This window comes from Candidatus Brocadiaceae bacterium, assembly GCA_012728835.1.
GTDB lineage: Bacteria > Planctomycetota > Brocadiia > SM23-32 > SM23-32 > JAAYEJ01.
Genome location: JAAYEJ010000061.1, coordinates 92,900 through 111,837 on the forward strand (window position 1 = coordinate 92,900; position 18,938 = coordinate 111,837).

The 18,938-nt window shown below is 69.2% G+C and carries 14 protein-coding genes; 1 reads left to right on the forward strand and 13 read right to left on the reverse strand.

The annotated features are described in order from the left end of the window. Position 1 precedes the first annotated feature (1 nt). The 12 genes from infB to GXY85_09595 all read right to left on the reverse strand — a co-directional run bounded on the left by infB (position 2) and on the right by GXY85_09595 (position 16,443). Positions 2–2,302 (reverse strand): translation initiation factor IF-2, encoded by a 2,301-nt coding sequence (gene infB, locus GXY85_09540; protein ID NLW51065.1) that lies wholly within the window; start codon positions 2,300–2,302, stop codon positions 2–4. Between the two features lie 84 nt (positions 2,303–2,386). Further along, entirely contained in the window at positions 2,387–3,574 is a 1,188-nt protein-coding gene (gene nusA, locus GXY85_09545) for a transcription termination factor NusA (protein ID NLW51066.1), read from the reverse strand. A gap of 440 nt (positions 3,575–4,014) precedes the next feature. Then, complete coding sequence (gene purL, locus GXY85_09550; GenBank protein NLW51067.1) at positions 4,015–7,002, reverse strand: phosphoribosylformylglycinamidine synthase subunit PurL; 2,988 nt, start codon at positions 7,000–7,002, stop codon at positions 4,015–4,017. Between the two features lie 31 nt (positions 7,003–7,033). Next, a complete protein-coding gene (locus GXY85_09555; protein ID NLW51068.1) occupies positions 7,034–7,924 on the reverse strand; it encodes a prephenate dehydrogenase/arogenate dehydrogenase family protein in 891 nt (296 codons plus the stop codon). 96 nt (positions 7,925–8,020) lie between these two features. Then, positions 8,021–10,042, reverse strand: coding sequence for a phenylalanine--tRNA ligase subunit beta (gene pheT, locus GXY85_09560; protein NLW51069.1), 2,022 nt, complete (start codon positions 10,040–10,042; stop codon positions 8,021–8,023). Between the two features lie 19 nt (positions 10,043–10,061). After that, entirely contained in the window at positions 10,062–11,072 is a 1,011-nt protein-coding gene (gene pheS / locus GXY85_09565; GenBank protein NLW51070.1) for a phenylalanine--tRNA ligase subunit alpha, read from the reverse strand. Positions 11,073–11,131: 59 nt separating this feature from the next. Continuing rightward, a complete protein-coding gene (gene rplT / locus GXY85_09570) occupies positions 11,132–11,482 on the reverse strand; it encodes a 50S ribosomal protein L20 (GenBank protein NLW51071.1) in 351 nt (116 codons plus the stop codon). A gap of 48 nt (positions 11,483–11,530) precedes the next feature. Continuing rightward, a complete protein-coding gene (gene rpmI / locus GXY85_09575; protein NLW51072.1) occupies positions 11,531–11,725 on the reverse strand; it encodes a 50S ribosomal protein L35 in 195 nt (64 codons plus the stop codon). Between the two features lie 164 nt (positions 11,726–11,889). Next, positions 11,890–12,351: a translation initiation factor IF-3 gene (gene infC / locus GXY85_09580; GenBank protein ID NLW51073.1), complete on the reverse strand. Its 462-nt coding sequence runs from the start codon at positions 12,349–12,351 to the stop codon at positions 11,890–11,892. A 214-nt stretch (positions 12,352–12,565) separates the two neighbouring features. Continuing rightward, positions 12,566–14,080: a radical SAM protein gene (locus tag GXY85_09585; GenBank protein ID NLW51074.1), complete on the reverse strand. Its 1,515-nt coding sequence runs from the start codon at positions 14,078–14,080 to the stop codon at positions 12,566–12,568. Positions 14,081–14,181: 101 nt separating this feature from the next. Next, positions 14,182–14,793 carry a hypothetical protein gene (locus GXY85_09590; protein NLW51075.1) on the reverse strand — a complete coding sequence of 204 codons (612 nt, stop codon included), beginning with the start codon at positions 14,791–14,793 and terminating at the stop codon, positions 14,182–14,184. 99 nt (positions 14,794–14,892) lie between these two features. Further along, positions 14,893–16,443 carry a radical SAM protein gene (locus tag GXY85_09595; GenBank protein ID NLW51076.1) on the reverse strand — a complete coding sequence of 517 codons (1,551 nt, stop codon included), beginning with the start codon at positions 16,441–16,443 and terminating at the stop codon, positions 14,893–14,895. 174 nt (positions 16,444–16,617) lie between these two features. On the opposite strand from GXY85_09595, the gene GXY85_09600 reads away from it, so the two are divergent. Then, positions 16,618–18,744 carry a SpoIIE family protein phosphatase gene (locus GXY85_09600; GenBank protein ID NLW51077.1) on the forward strand — a complete coding sequence of 709 codons (2,127 nt, stop codon included), beginning with the start codon at positions 16,618–16,620 and terminating at the stop codon, positions 18,742–18,744. A 10-nt stretch (positions 18,745–18,754) separates the two neighbouring features. On the opposite strand, the gene GXY85_09605 is transcribed toward GXY85_09600, so the two are convergent. Continuing rightward, on the reverse strand, positions 18,755–18,938 hold a 184-nt coding region (locus GXY85_09605), incomplete at its 5' end, for a hypothetical protein (protein ID NLW51078.1).

The following is an 18,938-nucleotide window of genomic DNA, read 5'->3' on the forward strand; positions in this document are numbered from 1 at the left end:
CTCAGGACGTGCCGGCCCCGCTCTGCTGGGGCGACGCCTCTCTGTGACCCTTGCGCGACAGTGTGCGCTTGACGGACACTGTCGTGTAGGCCTCGATCCTGTCGCCTTCCCGTATGCCGTCGAATCCCTCGACGTTGATGCCGCACTCGCGGCCGGTCTCCACTTCGCGCACGTCGGTCTTGCCCTGCCTCAGCGAGGAGATGGCGCCGTCGTGCAGCACATCGCCGTCGCGGATGACGTGCACCCGGCAGTTGCGCCGGATGGCGCCCTCAACCACGAAGCACCCGGCGATGTTGCCGAACCGGCTGCTGCTGAACACGCGGCGGACCTCCGCCAGGCCCACGCGCTCCTGGCGGCGTTCGGGCTCCAGCAGCCCTTCCAGCGCGGCATGGATCTGGTCGGTGACGTTGTAGATAACGTCGTAGTATATGATCTCGATGCCGTGCATGGCGGCCATCTCGCGCACCTTCTCGTCGGCCGTGACGCGGAAGGCGATGATGATCGCGTCCGCAGCGTCGGCGAGCACGACGTCGCTCGCGTTGACGTTGCCGATGCCGTGGTGGATGACGCGCACGGAGACTTCCTCGTCGCCCAGGCGCGCCAGGCTGTCCATCAGGGGCTCCAGCGTCCCCTGGACGTCGGCCTTGAGCACGACGTTGAACTGCTTCATCTCGCCGGCTTCGAGCCGGTCGAACAGCGTCTCCAGGGTCACGCGCTGAAGCGGCTTGCGGCGGAGCTGCTGGACGCGCAGGTCGCGTTCCTCGGCGACCTTGCGGGCCGTCTCCAGGTCGCCGACGACGACGAAGGTGTCGCCCGCCTCGGGCGAGCGGTTCAGGCCGCTGATCGCCACGGGCTGCGACGGTCCGGCCTCGCGCACCTCCCCGTGCGGTGTGGCCAGCGCACGCACGGTGCCGTAGGCGTTTCCGCAGACGACGACGTCGCCGATGCGAAGGGTGCCCCTCTGCACGACGGTGTTGGTGACGACGCCCCGGCCGGGCTCCATGCGGGACTCCAGGACGGCGCCGCTGGCGGGCCGGTCGGGGTTCGCCCTGAGTTCGAGCAGCTCGGCCTCCAGGACGATCCGCTCCAGCAGGGCGTCGATGCCCTGGCCGGTGAGAGCGCTGAGTTCGACGAATCCGGTCTCGCCGCCCCATTCCTCGGGGTTGAGCCCGTGTCCGGCCAGTTGCTGGCGGACGCGCAGGACGTTCGCCTCGGGCTTGTCGATCTTGTTGAGGGCGACGATGATCGGCACTTCGGCGGCCCGGGCGTGGCTGATGGCCTCGATGGTCTGCGGCATGACGCCGTCGTCGGCCGCCACGACCAGGACGACGATGTCGGTGACGCGGGCGCCGCGGGCGCGCATGGCGGTGAACGCCTCATGCCCCGGGGTGTCGATGAGCGTGATGACGCCCGTGTCGATCTGGACCTGCCAGGCGCCGACGTCCTGGGTGATGCCGCCGGCTTCACCTTCGGCCACGCGGGTATTGCGTATGCGGTCGAGGATGGACGTCTTGCCGTGGTCGACGTGGCCGAGCATGGCGACGACGGCCGGGCGAGGCTTCAGGTCCTCGGGGGCGTCGTCCGGCAGCGAGTCGATCAGGGCGTCTTCGGCGGTTCGGGGGTCCTTGAGGGTGACCTCGACCTCGTGTGCCAGCCCGATCAGTTGGACGACATCGTCTTCCAGGCCCTGGTTGATGTTGGCCCGGACTCCGTGGTCGAACATGAGCTGGCGGATGATCTCGGCGGCGGGCACTCCGATGCTCTCGGACAGTTCGCGGACGGTCACCGGGCGGATCAGTTCCACCTTCTCGATCCGCCGGGTTTCGATCTCCCGTTTCGGCTGCTTGAAGACGATGGTGCGCGTGCGCACGGCGTCGCCGTCCTGGTCGCGGCGGCCCGCACGCCGGCGGGAGCGGGGCTTGGCCCTGGCTTCGGGCTCCTCCTTGGGGGCGACGGGCGGGGCCTCGGCCGCCGCCGCTGCGGCGGCGGCGAGTGCGCGGCTGCCGGTCGGCTTGGGCGGCGGCACGGGCTTCACGTCGGAGGTGGTCGGCGGTGCCGGCTTGCGGGTCGGCCTGGGCGGTTCGGGCTTCGGCGGGGGGGGCGGGGGAGGGGCGACGGGGGCTCTCTTCGGCCGGTAGAGCTTGATGGCCGTCTTGCGCAGTTCGTCGGCCTGTTCGAGTGACACGGCCCGTGCGTGATGGTCCAACTCAGCGAACCCGGCCCGCTGGCATATCTCGATCAGTTCGGCACTTGTGATGCCGACTGACTTGGCGATCTCGTGAAGCTTGACCTTCTTTCCCACCTGACACACCTACTTCCGAAATATGGCCGGGCGGACCGGCCGTGTTCTTCGATGGACGCCGGACGCTCTTGAGCCGTGCGTTCCTCAACTGTCTGTGGGGTCCGGCGCTTCCATCGTGTGCTGCGCGTCGTCCGAGGGCGGGGGGCCGGGCTCCGTCCCCGTGCCTGTGGCGTCCTGTGCCGCGCCCGTCTCCGGCTGTGCGGGCGTCTCCTCTGCGGTCGGATTCGGGTCCGCGTCCTCCTCGGCCTCGGCCAGGGCCTCTTCGCTTGCCCGGTACTCGGGGGGGGCCGGCGACTCCTCGGCGGCCTCGCTTTCCTGTTGCTCGCCGGCCGGGCGCTCCGGCGGCTCGATGTCGATGTCCCAGCCCGTCATCTTGACGGCGAGCCGGACGTTCTGGCCCTTCCACCCGATCGCCAGGGAGAGGTGATCCTCGGGGACCACGACGGTCGCCCGCCGGGTGTGTTCTCCCTCTTCCAGGGTGATCTGCAGTATCTCGGCGGGCCGCAGGCTGTCGGCGATCATCGTCTCGGGAGCGTCGCTCCAGGGGATGATGTCGATCTTCTCGCCCTTGACCTCGTCGATGATGCTCTTGATGCGGGTGCCGCGCACGCCGACGCAGGCGCCGATGCAGTCGACCCGCGGGTCGGTGCTGATCACGGCGACCTTCGTGCGCAGGCCGGGCTCGCGGGCGATCTTCCTGATCTGGACGACGCCCTCTGCGACCTCCGGGACTTCCAGCTCGAAGAGGCGCCGGATGAAGTCCGGGCTGGCGCGCGAGAGCAGGATGCGCACGAGGCTGTTGACCTTGCGCACGTCCACGATGATGGCGCGGATGCGTTCGCCGGGCTGGTAGTGTTCACCGGGGATCTGCTCAGAGCGCGGGCAGAGCCCCTCGCTGCGTTCCAGGTTGACGATCATCGAGCCGCCCTCGAAGCGCTGGACCGTCCCGGTCACCAGCGTCCCGATCCGCTCGGAGTACTCCTTCCAGAGCGTGTCGCTCTCGGCCTCGCGCGTCTTCTGGATGAACACCTGCTTGGCCGTCTGTGCGGCGATCCGCCCCAGCGTCTCCGGCTCGATGACCTTCTGGTCGTACGTGGCCGACACGTTGCCGGTCTGCCGGTCGATGATGATGCTGACGTCGACGTCGGGGCCGAAGTGCTTGCGGGCGGCCGATTCCAGTGCGGCTTCGATGGCCTGGAAGATCAGCTCCTCCTCGATCTCCTTGTTGCGATGGAGAGTGCTGACCAGGCGCAGTATCTCTTTGCCTTGCATGGTGACCGCTCATTACCACAAAAAAGTCCCTCCCCGCACCGCTCCGAACGTCCCGTGAAGCGGCTTTCCGACCTGCGGGTACGAGACCGGAACATGCTTGCCGGCGCAGATGCCAAGTTCGCACCCACGCCACACTTACGTCTTCCCCACCGCCTGCCGGGCCTCATGGCAGACGGGCAAGTTCAGCTATTCTAACGGACCTCCGGCTGCCTGTCAAGGTCAAAATGGCAGTTCTGGGCCGCAAAGGTGGCAGAAACACCGCCGACGCGCCGGGCCGGGCATGCGCTGGGCCCACACACGGACGGGCACGGACGGACACGGACGGGCACGGACGGACACGGACGGACACGGACGGACACGGACGGACGGGCAGGGAGGGCGCGCGCTCCGCCACGCGCACGTGTGCCTGGGGCTGCCCGTGCGGTGATGGGGCGGCCGTTTCAGATGAGGGGTGTCTTCCAGGCTGCTTTGAGGCGACCCAGAGAAGCGTTCAGGATGACGGTGCCGTGCAGGCCGTTGACCGTGAGGACCCGGGAGTGCTCCGTGCGGCCGACGGTGGCCAGGGGCACGCCGGCCAGCCGGCCCTCGAACTCCGCGGCGTGTTCGGGCCGCACCTCCGCCAGGAAGCGGCTGGCCGATTCGCTGAACAGCAGGACGCTGTCGCGCCGGAGGTCGTCCGGCCCGTGGTAGGGCACCGAATCGAGGTCGATCTGCAGGCCGATGTCCCCGGAGAACGCCATCTCAGCGGCTGCGACGGCCAGGCCGCCTTCGGAGAGGTCGTGACAGGCGCGCACGAGGCCGTCGCCGATGGCGTGCGCCAGGCACTCCATCGTGTGCCGTGCCCGTTCCACGCGCACCTGGGGCACGCTGCTGCCGGTCAGGGCGAAGAGTTCCAGGTAGTGCGACCCGCCGAGTTCGGGGTGCGTGGCCCCGATCAGGTAGACCAGGTTGCCGGGTTCCTTCAGGTCCATGGTGACGGCGCGGCGGACGTCGTCCATGACGGCCAGTGCGCTGATGAGCAGGGTGGGCGGGATGGCAATGGTCTCCTGCCCGGTGTTGAACTCGTTGTTCAGGCTGTCCTTGCCGCTGATGAAGGGCACGCCGAAGCCGACGGCGGCGTCGTAGCAGGCCATGGCCGCCCGCACGAGGGTGCCGAGCTGCTCGGGGCGGCGGGTGTTGCCCCAGCAGAAGTTGTCCAGGATGGCCGTGTGGGTGATCGGGGCGCCGACGGCCGTCAGGTTGCGCAGGGCCTCGTCGATGGCGCAGGCGGCGGCGTGATAGGCGTCGATGTCGCCGTAGCGGGGGTTGAGGCCGCAGGCGACGGCGATGCCGCGGGTGGATCCGAGCACGGGGGTCAGGACGGAGGCGTCGCCGGGGCCGTCGGCCAGCGGGCCGACCAGCGGCTTGACGACGGTCTGTCCCTGGACCTCGTGGTCGTACTGGCGGATGATCCATTCCTTGGAGCAGACGTTCGGGGCGGCCAGTATCCGCTCCAGGGCGGCCGTCCAGTCATCGGGGCCGGCCAGCGCGCGGTCGCAGGCATCGGACTCGGCGGGGGTTGCCGCCTTCCGGGACTCGGGCAGGAGCGGGTCCGGCCGCAGCACGGGCTCCCAGCGCGCCTGGCCGTGGAACCGGGGCAGCCCTTCGTGGACGAACGTCATGTCCAGGTCCGCGACCACGCGGCCGTCGTAGCGGACGGTCAGGCGGCCGTCGCCGGTGAAGCGCCCGACGACGGTGGCCTCGACGTCCTCGGCGGCGAAGACGTCCATGATCGCCTCCAGGTTCTCCGGGGGCACGGCGAGCACCATGCGTTCCTGGGCTTCGGAGACCCAGATTTCGGTGTAGGAGAGGCCCTCGTATTTGAGCGGCACGCGGTGGATTTCGGCGTCCACGCCGGTGATGCGGCCCATCTCGCCGATGGCGCAGCTGAGCCCGCCGGCCCCGCAGTCGGTGATGTCGCGGTAGAGGCCCAGGTCGCGCGCCTTCAGCAGGGTGTCCAGGACCTTCTTCTCGGTGATGGCGTTGCCGATCTGGACGCATCCGCTGGAGACGTCCTCACTTTCGCTGGTCAACTCGACGGACGAGAACGTGGCGCCGTGGATACCGTCGCGGCCGGTGCGGCCTCCGATGACGAGGGCCAGGTCGCCGGGGCGGGCGGCCTTCTCGATTGCGTTGCGGGGGATCAGGCCCACGTTGCCGCAGTAGACCAGGGGGTTGCCCGTGTAGCGGCGGTCGAAGTAGACGGCGCCGTTGGCCGTGGGGATGCCCATGCGGTTGCCGTAGTCGCGCACGCCGGCGACGACGCCCTTCATGACGCGCCGCGGGTGCAGGGCGCCGGGCGGCACCTCGTCGTCCGGCATGTCGGGCGGGCCGAAGCAGAACACGTCGGTGTTCATGATCGGCCGTGCCCCGAGGCCGGTGCCGAGCGGGTCGCGGATGACGCCGCCGATGCCGGTGTTGGCGCCGCCGTAGGGTTCGATGGCGCTGGGGTGGTTGTGGGTTTCGACCTTGAAGCAGACGCAGTTCTCGTCGTCGAACTCGATGACGCCGGCGTTGTCCTTGAAGACGCTGACGCACCAGGGCTTGTCCAGTTCGTCCGTGGCGCGTGCGATGGTGGCTGCCAGGAGGTTGTCGAGCACGACGCGGCCCCGGTCGTCGCGGTGTTCATCCCATCCGGGGGGTACGGGGCCGTCGTAGGTGATGTGGCCTTTAAGCGTTTTGTGGACGCAGTGTTCGCTCCACGTCTGGGCGAGGATCTCCAGTTCCAGGTCGGTCGGTTCGCGGCCTTCGTTGCGGAAGTAGCTCTGAACGGCCTTCATCTCTTCCAGCGAGAGCGAGAGCACGCCCTGGCGGCTCATGCGTTCGAGTTCGGCGTCGTTGGCGTCCCGCAGGGGAACGGTCCGGAGGGCGAACTCGTAGCGGATCTCGTGGGTGGGGTAGAGGGCGGCGGGCTCGTCGATGTGGACATCTTCGATGGTGTTGTTGGCCAGCACCTTCCAGGCGATGCGTTCGATCTGCGGGCGGGTCAGGCGGCCGCGCAGGAGGTAGCGCCGTACCGTGCGGATGGAGTCGACGTCGTCGGCCAGGCCCAGGTCGGCGGCGCCCTTGAGGGCGCTCTGCTGAACGGGGTCCATGACGCCGGGGCGGCGTTTCACCTCGACGGTGTGGACGTCTCCGTCCTCGGCCCAGGGCCAGCGCGGCTGTTCGGGTCCGCAGAGGCGGTACTGCTGCACGATGGGATCGACGAACAGCGCGCGGGAGAGGGCGTGGATCTGATCGGCATCGAGCCGGCCGTCGACGAGGAACACGTCCAGAACGCGCACGTCGCGGACGTCCCGGATCCCGAGGTCGCGGATGTCGGCCAGGGCGCTGAGGCCGGCGGGGTCCCTGCATTCCTGCTTGCGGATGACTTCGATTCTGTATTGCATGGCGGATCGGCTCACGCCGTGGCTCCAGTGTTCACGTGTTGTCCGGGGGGGCCGTGGGGCGGGTGCGCAGGAGGCCCTCGCGCCGAGTCCTGGCATCGACCAGCAGGCGGCGGAGGGGTTCCAGGTCCCCGGCGGCCAGGCTGTCGGCCATCTGCCGGAGCACGGCGACGTGGTCCAGCACGGCCTGCCGGACCTGTTTCCGGTTCGACGCGCAGATGTCGATCCAGATCTCGGGGTCGCCGCTGGCGACGCGGGTGGTGTCCAGCAGGCTGCGGCCGCAGAGGGCTGCCTGCCCGGGGTCGAGTTCGACCATCAGCGCGGCGGCGGCCAGGTGCGGCAGGTGGCTGACGCGTGCGACGGTGCGGTCATGGGCCTCGGGCGTCATGTGCACGACGCGGGCGCCGAGTGCCTTCCACAGCCGTTCGACGGCGGCGGCGGCGGGGTCGGTGTCCGCCCCGGCGGTGAGGATGCAGACGGCGCCTTCGAACAGGTCTGCGGCGGCGGCTTCGGGGCCGCTTCGCTCGCTGCCGGCCATCGGGTGCGAGGGGACGTAGGCGACGTCCGGACGGCTGCCGAGGGCCGAGGCGATCGTCCGCACGACCTCGGCCTTTGTGCTGGCCACGTCCGTGACGAGCGCTCCGGGCTTCAGGTGGGGGGCGATGGCCGAGGCGATGGCGGGAAGGGCGCGGATGGGGGTGGCCAGTATGACGAGGTCGGCATCGCGGACTCCCCGGCCGGGCTCGAGCGTGGCCTCGTCGATGGCGCCGACGGCCAGCGCCCGGTCGAGGGATTCGGCGCGCCGGCCGATGCCGCGGATCCGCCGCGCCAGTTGCCGGCGGCGCATGGCCAGGCCCATCGAGCCGCCGATGAGGCCGGGGCCGAAGACGGCCACCTGCTCGAACATGACGGGGGTGCTGTCCATGATCCTCACGCGTACGGGGGGCCGGGAGTCCCGGTCTCAGGCCGGGCCGGTCGTATGGTAGTGTGCGGGCGCCATCGTGTCAATCACGCCCCCGGATCAGCGCAGCCGGGCGCCCAGCCGGTCGCTCAAGGCATGGAGCACCACGTCGCGGGCCTGTTCGGCTTCGGCGGCGGTGATGGTGCGGTCGGCGCAGCGCAGCGTCAGGGCCAGGGCCAGGCTCTTGTGCCCGGCGGGGATGGCCTCGCCCCGGTAGGTGCTGAGGTAGTCGACCGCCTCCAGCACGTCCGGCCGGGCGGCCTCCACGCACCGGCGCACGTCGGCCCAGCGGACGTTGTCGGCCACGACGACGGCCAGGTCCCTGCGTGTGGCCGGGTACGTCGGGATCGGCCGATAGGCCCGGGCGAGGTGGGCGTTGTCGGTCAGCAGGCGCAGGTCGATCTCCATCAGGGCGGGCCGCGTGTTCAGGTCCAGCCGGTCGGCGATTGCCCTCGATACGACGCCCGCCACGCCCAGCAGGCTGCCGTTCAGGCGGAACTGCACGCACTCCTCGGCGTCGAACGGCCCCCGTCCGCCCGCCTCCTCCTCGATGTCCTCCTGGAGGCCGAGTTCGTCGCACAGGTTCGCCAGGACGCCCTTCAGGACGCGCAGCCCGTCGTCGCGGTCGGTCAGGACGGCCAGTGCCGTCATCTCGCGGGGCAGTTCCTGGTCGGGCTGCCCCAGGTGGACGCGGCCCAGCTCGAACAGGTCCACTGCGGGCGTCCCGTGGGCGGCGTTGAACGCTTTGACGCCGAGCAGGTTGGCCATGGTCGTCTGGCGCAGGTGCGAGCGTTCGTTCGTGACGGGGTTGCGGACGGCGATCGGTTCGGCGTCGGACCACGGCTGGGCGCGCTGGACCGGGTCGGGGGCGATCAGGGTGTAGGTCATCGCTTCGGTGAAGCCCTGGCCTGCCAGCAGCAGGCGGGCGCGGCGCTCGGCCGTCCGTGACGGGTCCGGGGCGGACGGCCGTACGGGCATGCTGGTGGTCTCGGCGATCCTGTCGTAGCCGTGGATCCGGGCGACCTCCTCGATCAGGTCGATCTCGCGCGACAGGTCGGAACGCCAACTGGGGATGCGCACGGTGACCTGCCGGCCGTCCCGGGCGAGGACGTCGATGCCCAGGCCGGAGAGGATCCGGGCGGCGGTTTCCGTGGGCAGTTCGATGCCCAGCAGGAGCCTGGTTCGTGCTGCGCGGAGCGTCACCTCGGGCGTCTCCGCCGTGTCGAATCGCAGTTGAGCGCTGCCTGAAAGGAGCTGCCCGCCGGCCAGTTCCATGATCAGTGCGCAGGCGCGCCGCGAGGCCCAAGCGGTGATTTCGGGGTCGATTCCGCGCTGATAGCGGTAGGACGAATCGCTCGAGAGGCCGTGTCGGCGGGCCGTGCGGCGGTTGTTGCGGGGGTCGAACCGCGCGCTCTCCAGCAGCACGTCGACGGTGGCGTCGGAGATCTCGGACTCCAGGCCGCCCATCACGCCGGCCAGTGCGACGGGGCGCGTCCGGTCCGCGATGACGCACTCCTGTCCGGTCAGTTCCACGCGGGAGCCGTCGATGAGTGTGATCGTCTCGCCTGCGGCCGCGCGGCGCACGATGACGGCGGCGCCGTCCAGCCGGGCGAGGTCGAAGGCGTGGAGCGGCTGTCCGCATTCGAGCATCACGTAGTTCGTGGCATCGACGACGTTGTTGATCGGGCGGATGCCGCAGACCTCCAGCCTCTGCTGCAGCCAGGCCGGGGAGGGCCCGACGCGCACGCCGGCGATGACGCGCGCGGTGTAGTGCGGGCAGAGGTCAGGCGCGTCGACGCGGACCGAGGCGCGGTCTTCGAAGGCGGGCGGGCCGGCCTCGATGAGTTCGAAATCGGGGCGGCGCCACGGGGCGCCCGTGATGGCGGCCGCTTCGCGTGCGATGCCCAGGTGGCAGAGGCAGTCGGGGCGGTTGCTCTTGACCTCGACGTCCAGCATCCAGTCCTCGCCGCGGGGCTCGAAGGTATCGACGTTGAGTCCGGAGTGGCTCAGGCGGGCCGAGAGTTCGTGTGCGGGCAGGTCGAAGGCGCAATAGTCCTTCAGCCACTGGTAGCTCGCCTTCATGTGCGCGCGGCTCCTGGGGTCAGAACTGGCTGAGGAAGCGGACGTCGCCCTGGAAGAACAGGCGGCCGTCGGGGATCTCGTACTTGATCATCGCGAGGCGGTCGACGCCCATGCCGAAGGCGAAACCGGTGTAGCGTTCGGGGTCGTAGCCGACGGCCTCGAACACGTTGGGGTCGACCATGCCGGCACCGAGCAGTTCGAGCCATCCGGAGTATGAGCAGGTGCGGCATCCCCGGCCGCCGCACATCACGCAGGAGCAGTTCACCTGGGCGCTGGGTTCGGTGAAGGGGAAGAAGTCGGGTTCGAAGCGGACCTTCACGTCCTTGCCGAAGAACTGGCGCAGGAACATGTGAAGGACGGCCTTGAGGTCTCCGAAGTGGACGCCTTCGTCGACCATCAGGCCCTCGACCTGGTGGAACATGGCGAAGTGGCGCGCGTCCTCGGTGTCGCGGCGGAAGCAGCGGCCGGGGACGATGATGCGCAGGGGGGGCCGTCGGCTTTCCATGACGCGGATCTGGCCGGGGGACGTATGGGGGCGCAGCAGGACGCGGTCGTTGACGTAGAAGGTGTCCCAGTCGTCGCGCGCGGGGTGATCGGCGGGGATGTTGAGGGCTTCGAAGTTGTAGTAATCCAGCTCCACCTCGGGGCCGTCCACGGCTTCGAAGCCGAGGGTGCGGAAGGCGTCGACGATCTCATCGATCGTGCGCGAGATGGGGTGGACGTGGCCGCGCGGGGGGCGGACGGCGGGCAGCGTGGGGTCGGGCGGCGGCGCTTCCCGGCGGGGGCTCTCGCCCACGTGGGCTCGCCGCTGCTCGATCAGAGCCGTCAGCGCGTTCTTCAGTTCGTTGGCGCTGCGGCCGGCGGCCGGGCGTTCGGCAGGGGGCAGGGCGGGGAGGCGGGCCATCAGGTCGGCCAGGATGCCCTTGCGGCCGAGGTAGCGTACTCGGAGCGCCTCCACGGCCGCGGGCGTGGAGGCTTCAGCCAACGCCCGGCGGGCTTCGTCCAGGATCGTCTGGGGTGTGTCGGCCATGCTTGTGGTGTTCACGCGTGCACGGGAGCCGCGGGGCGGATGCGGAGGGGGAGCCGTTGTCAGCGGGGCTCCCGGGCCATCTCCACCAGGCGGTCGAACGCCTGCTCATCGGTCAGCGCCAGGTCCGCCAGCACCTTGCGGTTCAGCTCGACATTGGCGTTCTTGAGGCCTGCTACGAAGCGGCTGTAGCTCATGCCCCGCATGCGGGTGGCGGCCGAGATGCGCGTGATCCAGAGGCGGCGGAACTCGCCCTTCTTTTCACGGCGGTGCCTGCGGCCGTACCACCAGGCGCGGCGCAGCGTTTCCCGGGCCGAGCGCATCAACTTGCCGCGGCCGCCGCTATAGCCGCTGGCGGCCTTCAGAAGGCGCTTGGTGCGCCGTTTGCGAACAACGCCTCGTTTGGTTCTCATGGTTGATTCCCGTGTGTCGTGACGGAGGGGTTCTCTGGGGCGGGCCGCTCAGATCTTGCCGAACTGCCGTTCCAGGCTCTTTCGGTCGCCGTCGAACAGCGGGCGCCAGCCTCGAAGGCGACGCTGCCGTTTGGGGGACTTCGTGCTCATCAGGTGGCGCTTGCCGCTGGCGTTCCGGAGCACCTTGCCGGACGCCGTTCTTTTCAGACGCTTGGCCAGTCCTTTGTGGGTCTTGCCCTTCATCTTGTCCCTCTGTATCGAGCGTCGAGCGACCGACCGACAGCACACGATGCGCGCCCGGCATGGTTCCGCGGGAGAATCCGCAGAAGGGCCCGAAGAGCACGAGGCCTCGGCCGCGTGTCACCGTGCCCGTCGAGGAAGGGAGCAGGGGGAACGGCCCCGCCCCGTCATTTCGGTATCAACAACATGCTCACCCGGCCCGGCCCGGCGCGTGTCGGGGACTTCTCCGTCTTGGCGATGTCCTCGAACCGGGTGGCGAACTCCTTCATGTTTTCGACGGCCAGGTCCATGTGGGCGCGCTGCCGGCCTCGAAGCACCATGAAGATCTCGACCTTGTCATGCTCCTTCAGGAACTCGCGCACGCGCTCGGCCTTGAACGACAGATCGTGATCGTCGCTGGCGAAGCCGATCCGCATCCCCTTGAGGCGGGACCGGTGGTGCTTCTGCGTCTGGCGCTTCTTCTTCTGGCGGTATTTGAACTTCCCGTAGTCGAGAAGCTTGCAGACGGGCGGATCGCCCTGCGGGGCGACCTGCACGAGGTCCATCCCGTCTTCCTCCGCCTTCTTCAGCGCATCCTCAAGGGAGATAATGCCCAACTGGACGCCGTCGACTCCGATCAGACGGACCATGTCCGACCGGATCTGCTGGTTGATTCGAAGCTCGGAGATAGCACTGCTCCTTGCAGCAACGGACTCTGTCCACGTGTCCCGGCGCCTGCAGGACACACTTGGAGATATCGTAGGGCAAGTGCGGCGAGAAATCAAGCACCCGGCGGCGTTTGCCGGTTCCGGGCCCTTCGTTTCGACTCGCAGGGACCGGGGGGGCCGAGGTCGCGGGCGCAGCTCAGGAGGCCGCCGCCTCGGCGCGGTACTTCTCGGCGATTCGGCGCTGAATGTCGCTCTTGTAGAGCCCCCAGGCGCAGACGGGGATCGTCCTGACCTCTCCCGTGTCGGGGTCTTCGTATCCGAAGGCCGCCGGGCAGCTCTGGAGGCGCGCCGATTCGATCGAGTGGTATTCCTCGAAGGGCAGGATGACCATCAGCATCGTGTGGCGGACGTTCGTGTGCTTGCGGAGCTGGTCCTTGAGCTTCCTGCCCATGAGGACGCCGCCGACGACGCGGAGGATGCGCAGCGTGGGGCGGCCCTTGAAGACGGCCCGCAGGTTCACGCCCTTCAGTGCGACCGGTGCAAAGGACCGCAGGACCATGAGGCGGGCGCGGATCCTGTGCGTGCGCCGGTTCAGGTCCAGGCGGTCCAGCCTGGGGTCCAGCGCGCGCGTGCGGTCCACCAGCTCGCCGGCCAGTTCGTGCAGGGGGCGCTTGAGGTAGCGGCCGAGTCCGTGGAAGCGTTCGCCGTCGGAGACGAGATAGGCGGCCGATTCGCAGTTGGGGTGCGCGCCGGCGAACTTCAGAGGCGCGCCGCCGAACACGCTCAGGGCGCGCTTGAGCCGCACTGTGAGCCCCATCGGGAGGAACTCGACCGTCTCGCCCGGCAGCGCCTCGTTGACGATCTGTTCGACGTCTTCGATCGTCGTGGAGACGTCGGTCTCGAACTCGCCTTCCTCCCACGTTTCGGTGAGGGGGATCAGGTGAAGGCACTTGATGAACGCGCTGCTGTCGTGGACGTACTGGATCAGGGCGGGCATGTGCTTGTCGTTGATGTGGCGGGCGACGCAGCACATGATCGTGTTCTTGTGGTGGCTGAACTTTCTGAGGTTCTCCAGTGCCCGGGCCTTCTTGGCGTGGGCGCCCGGGTTCTTGCGCAGGCGGTCGTAGATGGCCGGGTCGTCTCCGTCGAAGCCGAGCAGCACGTGCACGCGGGAGTCGCAGATGCGCTTGCAGTACTCCTCGTCGGCCAGCCTGATCCCGTTGGTGACGACGCGGGCGTCCAGGCCGTTCGCGCGTGCCAGGTCGATGATCTCGAACAGGTCGTCGCGCACCGTCGGCTCGCCGCCGAAGAGCTGGATGACGGGCGGCGGGTCCATCTCGCCGAGCTTCTTGAAGACGTTCTCGAAGTACTTCATCGGCGGGTGGAACTCGAAGCCCATCCCGGGGATGTTGGCGATGCAGATCGGGCAGTTCATGTTGCAGCGGTTGGTGACGTCGACGAACACCATGCGCGGATGGTGGTTGTGCCCGCACCGGTCGCACTCGAGCGTGCAGTGAAGCGGTTCGTCCGGGTTGTAGCGGCAGGTGTCCCGCTTGCGCTGCCAGACGGCGGCGTCCGAGCTGACCAGCGCCTCGCTGGGGCCGCAGTCCGGGCAGTCCTTCTGAAGGTAGACGCAGCCGTCGCGGATCGCGTGTTCGGCCGGAACACGCTTGCGGCAGGACTCGCAGACGCCGTAGTTGGCCGAGGGCATGTCTTGTTCACCGTTTACGTCAGAGCCGCCGGATGCGCGCTGGGGCGCGCACCCGGCGCACAGAATGCAGCGGGTGGAGTGGCCTCCGTCCGCCCCGACACCTACATGCTAAGCGATGTGCGTTGGTCGCGCGAGTGTTGGCGGCCCGGCCAGGCGCCGAACTGGTGGCCGTCGTCGTTGGCGAGGTCCAGCGTCGTCCAGCCCAGGGCGAAGTCGAGGATCTGCGTCCAGCGCACGTTCCACACGAAGCCGACGAAGCCGATGTGGGGGAAGAAATGCACGCAGGCGGGCGTGTAGTCCGGGGTGCTCCCGTTGCCCAGGGATGCCAGGCCGAGCAGCCCTCCGTACCGCATGTAGAGGGTCTCGGGCTTGTCCTTGTCGAAGCCGTCGCCCCAACCGACCGTTTCGTGGGAGACCATGAATCCGCTGCAGTGGTTGTAGTGGCGGGTGATGCCCATCCGGCCTCCGCCGAGGCCGACGAAGTGGCCGTCGACCTTGCTGTAGCCGCCGACGAGCATGTCGAGGCTGTTCCAGTAGAGGCCGAGGGACGGCTTGCTGGTGACCGTCAGACCCACGTCCGCCATCTCCAGCGCGTCCTCGGCGCGGTGGCGCATGTACTCCGCCACGGCGCAACCCTGGGAGCCTGCCAGCACCGCAGCCAGCGCCAGCGCCAGTGCGAACCTGCCCAGCCACCGTCCTGCATACATGTTCATACGTTGAACTCCGGAATGTCAGGGCCTGTCACCGAGGCCGGCCGGTCCGGCACCGGTGACAGAATTCGATCATAGCCGCCGGGCGAGGGCGAAGGCAAGTCAGCGGCTGTTCGGCGGCGCGGCCTGTGCGCGGGCGTAGTGGTCCGAGATGCGGCGCATGACGGGCACCTTGTGCTGGCTCCATGCGCAGACGGGCACCCCGCTGACGCGTCCGGCCTCGGGGTCGTAGAACGCGAACGCGTTCGGGCAGCGTTCGAGGCGTTCCGTCTCGAGCGTCTGGTTGTCCTCGAACGGCAGCACGATGATCTGCAGCATGGCCTGGGGCACCAGGTGCCTGGCGGCGCCGCGGCGCAGGCCGCGGCGGACCATCGAGCGGCCCATCAGGCAGGCGGCGTGCCACAGCTTGGCGGGGCCGCGCCCCTTCAGGAGCGCACCGATGCGGACGTGCCGCCGTGCGACGCCGGCCAGGGCCAGCAGGGCGCGCACGTACAGCCATCCGCGGCGGAGCCCGAGCCGCGCCAGAAGGCGTCCGCGGCGGGTGGTCGCCATCCGGTGCAGACGGCGCGCCATGCGGGCGTCGACGGCGAACAGGGCGTTGACCAGGTCGGGGAGCGAGCCCTTCAGGTAGCGGCTCAGGGGGACGTACTGCTCTCCGTCCGAGATCAGTAGGTAGAAGCTCTCGCAGTTCGGATGGGCGCCGGCGAACGGGGGCTTCTTGGCGTGCAGGCAGTCCATCAGGGCCTTGAGTTCGCCCACCACGCCGGCCGGCACGAAGTCCACGCGTTCGTCGGGGAACGCGTTGTTGATGAGGACCTCCATGTCCTCGTTGGTCATCCGCTCGGGCTCGAGGTCCAGGACGTCCGGCGACCAGGTCTGGGCCAGGGGCAGGAAGTAGACGCCCCGGATGAAGTCGCGGCGCTCATGGCAGAAGCGCAGCAGGTCGCCCACCTGGTGGTCGTTGAACCCCTTGGCGATGCAGGACATGATGCCCATCTTCGCGCCGCCGATCCGGGCCACGTTCTCGAGGGCTCTGTGCTTGATCTCCAGGTACTTCTCGTTGCCGCGAAGGACGCGGTAGGTCTCCGGGTTCTCGCCGTCGTAGGCGAACAGGATGGTGGCCCGCGTCTCGATGAGTCGGCGGCAGTAGTCCTCGTCGGCCAGCCTCAGCCCGTTGGTGACGACGCGCACGGACAGGCCCGCCGCCTTGGCCAGGCGGATGATCTCGAACAGGTCCTTGCGCACCGTGGGTTCGCCGCCGAACAACTGGACAGTCGGCCGGGGCGTGAGCTGCGACAGCTCGGCGAACATCTTCTCGAAGTAGTCGATGGGGGGTTCGAACAGGAACCCCATGCTCGGGGTGTTGTTGATGCAGATCGGGCAGTTGGAGTTGCAGCGGTTCGTGATGTCCACGAAGACGAAACTTGGCTGGTTCTTGCGTGCGCAATCGAGGCATTGCAGCATGCAGCCGGCGGGTTCCTCGTGCTTTCCGTCGAGGCTGCGCTTGGTGAAGTAACGCTGCGAATCGCAGGAGATCAGCGTCTCCGTGCGGCCGCAGGCGGGGCAGTCCTTCACCAGGTACACGCGGCCGTCGCGCTGTTCATGGGTCGCCTCGACCAGCGTGTCGCACGTGTTGCAGAAGCTTCGATTCATGGAGTCCGCCGGCATTCGGGGGCACGTTCGGTTCGCCAGGTGCGCACGCGACAGGCACCGGGTATGGTATAGTCAGAGGCGGCGCGGCGTCAAATGCGCTGAAACGGGAGGGAGCGGCGCCGGCGGGTCCGGCCGGCGTCGGCTGCCGAGGATCGAACACGGGAGGGCGTGCCGATGCGAATCCGCACGAAGCTGTTCATCCTGTTGATGGTCGCCGCGTTGCTGCCGGGCACGCTCATTGCGCTCTTCCACCGCTCCGCCATGCTGCAGCTCGGCCACGGGCTGGCCGGCGGCGTGCGGAAGGCGCAGACCGGCTCGGCCACGGACCTGCTCCGCCGGACCGTGTTCGACTACGGAACCATCATCCGGAGGGACCGGGCGGCCCTGGAGACGGCCGTCCGGTTCCAGGCGCGCGAGGTGGAGCGCCTCCTGGCATCGCCTCCGCCGGCGGACGCACGGGTCTTCCTCAATGACGACTACGCAGACGGGGGCCGGCCGCCGGCCGACGTGCGCCGGTCGGAGCAGCACTTCCGCACGGACGACGCCGGTGCGCGCGTTCCCATCGACGTCAGCTACGCGGAGCAGGTCTACTTCGTGGTGGACGGCCTATCCCCGCGCGCCCTGGCGGACGACATGGCGCGTCTGTCCTCGATGCCGGAGGTCTATGCGTTTGCCCGCCGCAGCCTGGGCGACCTGGCCTACTGGCAGTACACCAGCCTGGAGGCCGGGTTCCACACGAGCTATCCGGGGCACGGCGGCTACCCGGCGGACTACGACCCCCGCACCCGCGAATGGTACGTGCGCGCACGCGACCACGGGGACCTGACCTGGCTGGTGATGCCGGAGGTTTCGAGCCGGACCGTGACCCAGACCGTCGCGATGCCGGTGCGGGGGCCGGACGGGCGGTTCGCCGGCGTGACGGCCATCGACGTCCCCTTCGGGAGCCTGTTCCACGCCCTGCGGCTGCCGGCGGCCTGGGCGGCGCAGGCGGAGACCATGCTGGCCGTCCTGGACGGTGCGGGCGGGGAGGACGGGAGGGCCCAGGTGCTTGTGCACCGCGACTACGAGCGGCAGGGCCGGAACTGGCAGACGCCGCTCGAACTGCTCTACCTGGAATCGGATCAGCCTGCGAGGCTGCAGGACATGCTGCGCACCTCGCGCGAATCCGGGGCGGCCGTGGCCCGGATGGACTACCGTGGAGTCGATTCGCTCTGGGCCTGCGGGCCGGCGATCCCGGGGAGACCCTTCCCTGTGGTGGTCGTGCCGCACGACCTGATCGTGGCCGAGGCGGCGCAGGCGGAGGGAGTGGCCCTGGCGCGCACGGACCGGGCTTTGTGGGGGGCCGGGCTCCTGCTGGCCGGCGTCGGCGTGCTGGCCGGGGCGATCGCGCTGATCGCCTCCCGGGCGATCTCCGGGCCGATCCGGCAGCTCGCCGGGGCCGCCGAGAAGCTGGCCGAGGGGGACTACGATGCGTCGGTGGCGATCGGGACGGGGGACGAGCTTCAGGAACTCGGAGAGGTGTTCAACAGCATGGGGCCCCGGCTTCGGGACTACAGCAAGGTGAAGCACTCGCTGGAGCTGGCCATGCAGATCCAGCAGAACCTCCTGCCGCGCCAGGCCCCGCAGGTCGAGGGGTTCGAAGTCTACGGACAGACCCGCTACTGCGACGAGACCGGCGGCGACTACTTCGACTTCATCGACCTGGCGCCGATGGGGCTGAAGGCCCTCGGGCTGGTCGTGGGCGACGTGAGCGGCCACGGCATCCCGGCGGCGCTTCTGATGGCCTCCGCACGGAGCGTCTTCCGGGTGCATGCCGGGAGTTCGCCCAGGGAACCGGCGGCCGCGATCCGCGCGCTGAACCGTTCCCTCGTGCACGACACGATGGCCGAGAGCTTCATGACGCTCTTCTACGCCCTCGTGGACATACCGGAGCGGACGCTGCACTGGACGACGGCGGGGCACGACCCGGCGATCCTCATCCGCCGGGCGGGCGGCCGGACCGAGCAACTGGGCTCGCCCGCGCTGCCGGCGGGCCTGTTCGAGGAAGCGGACTACACGAGCAGCGGCCCGGTTCGGATGGAGAGCGGCGACGTGATGATCATCGGCACGGACGGCATCTGGGAGGCGCGCGATCCGGAGGACAACCTGTACGGCCACGAGCGGCTGCACGCGACGCTCGCCGCCTGCAGGGAGGCGTCGGCCGAAGGCATCTTCGAGGCCATCATGGAGTCCGTGACGGAGTTCAGCGCCGGCCGGCCCGCCGAAGACGACATCACCCTGGTGGTCCTCAAGGCGCTGTAGGCCCGACGGGTCAGTAGCCCTCGGCCGGCGCCAGGAGCATGTCGACGGGCTGCTTCGGAGGCCGCGCGGCGAGTGTGTCGCGCAGCACCCTCTTGAGGCGGTTCAGGTCGCACGGCTTTACCAGGTAGTCGCTCGCGCCCAGCCGCATCGTCTTGACCACCTTGCTGATCTGGGCGAGCACCGAGAGCACGACC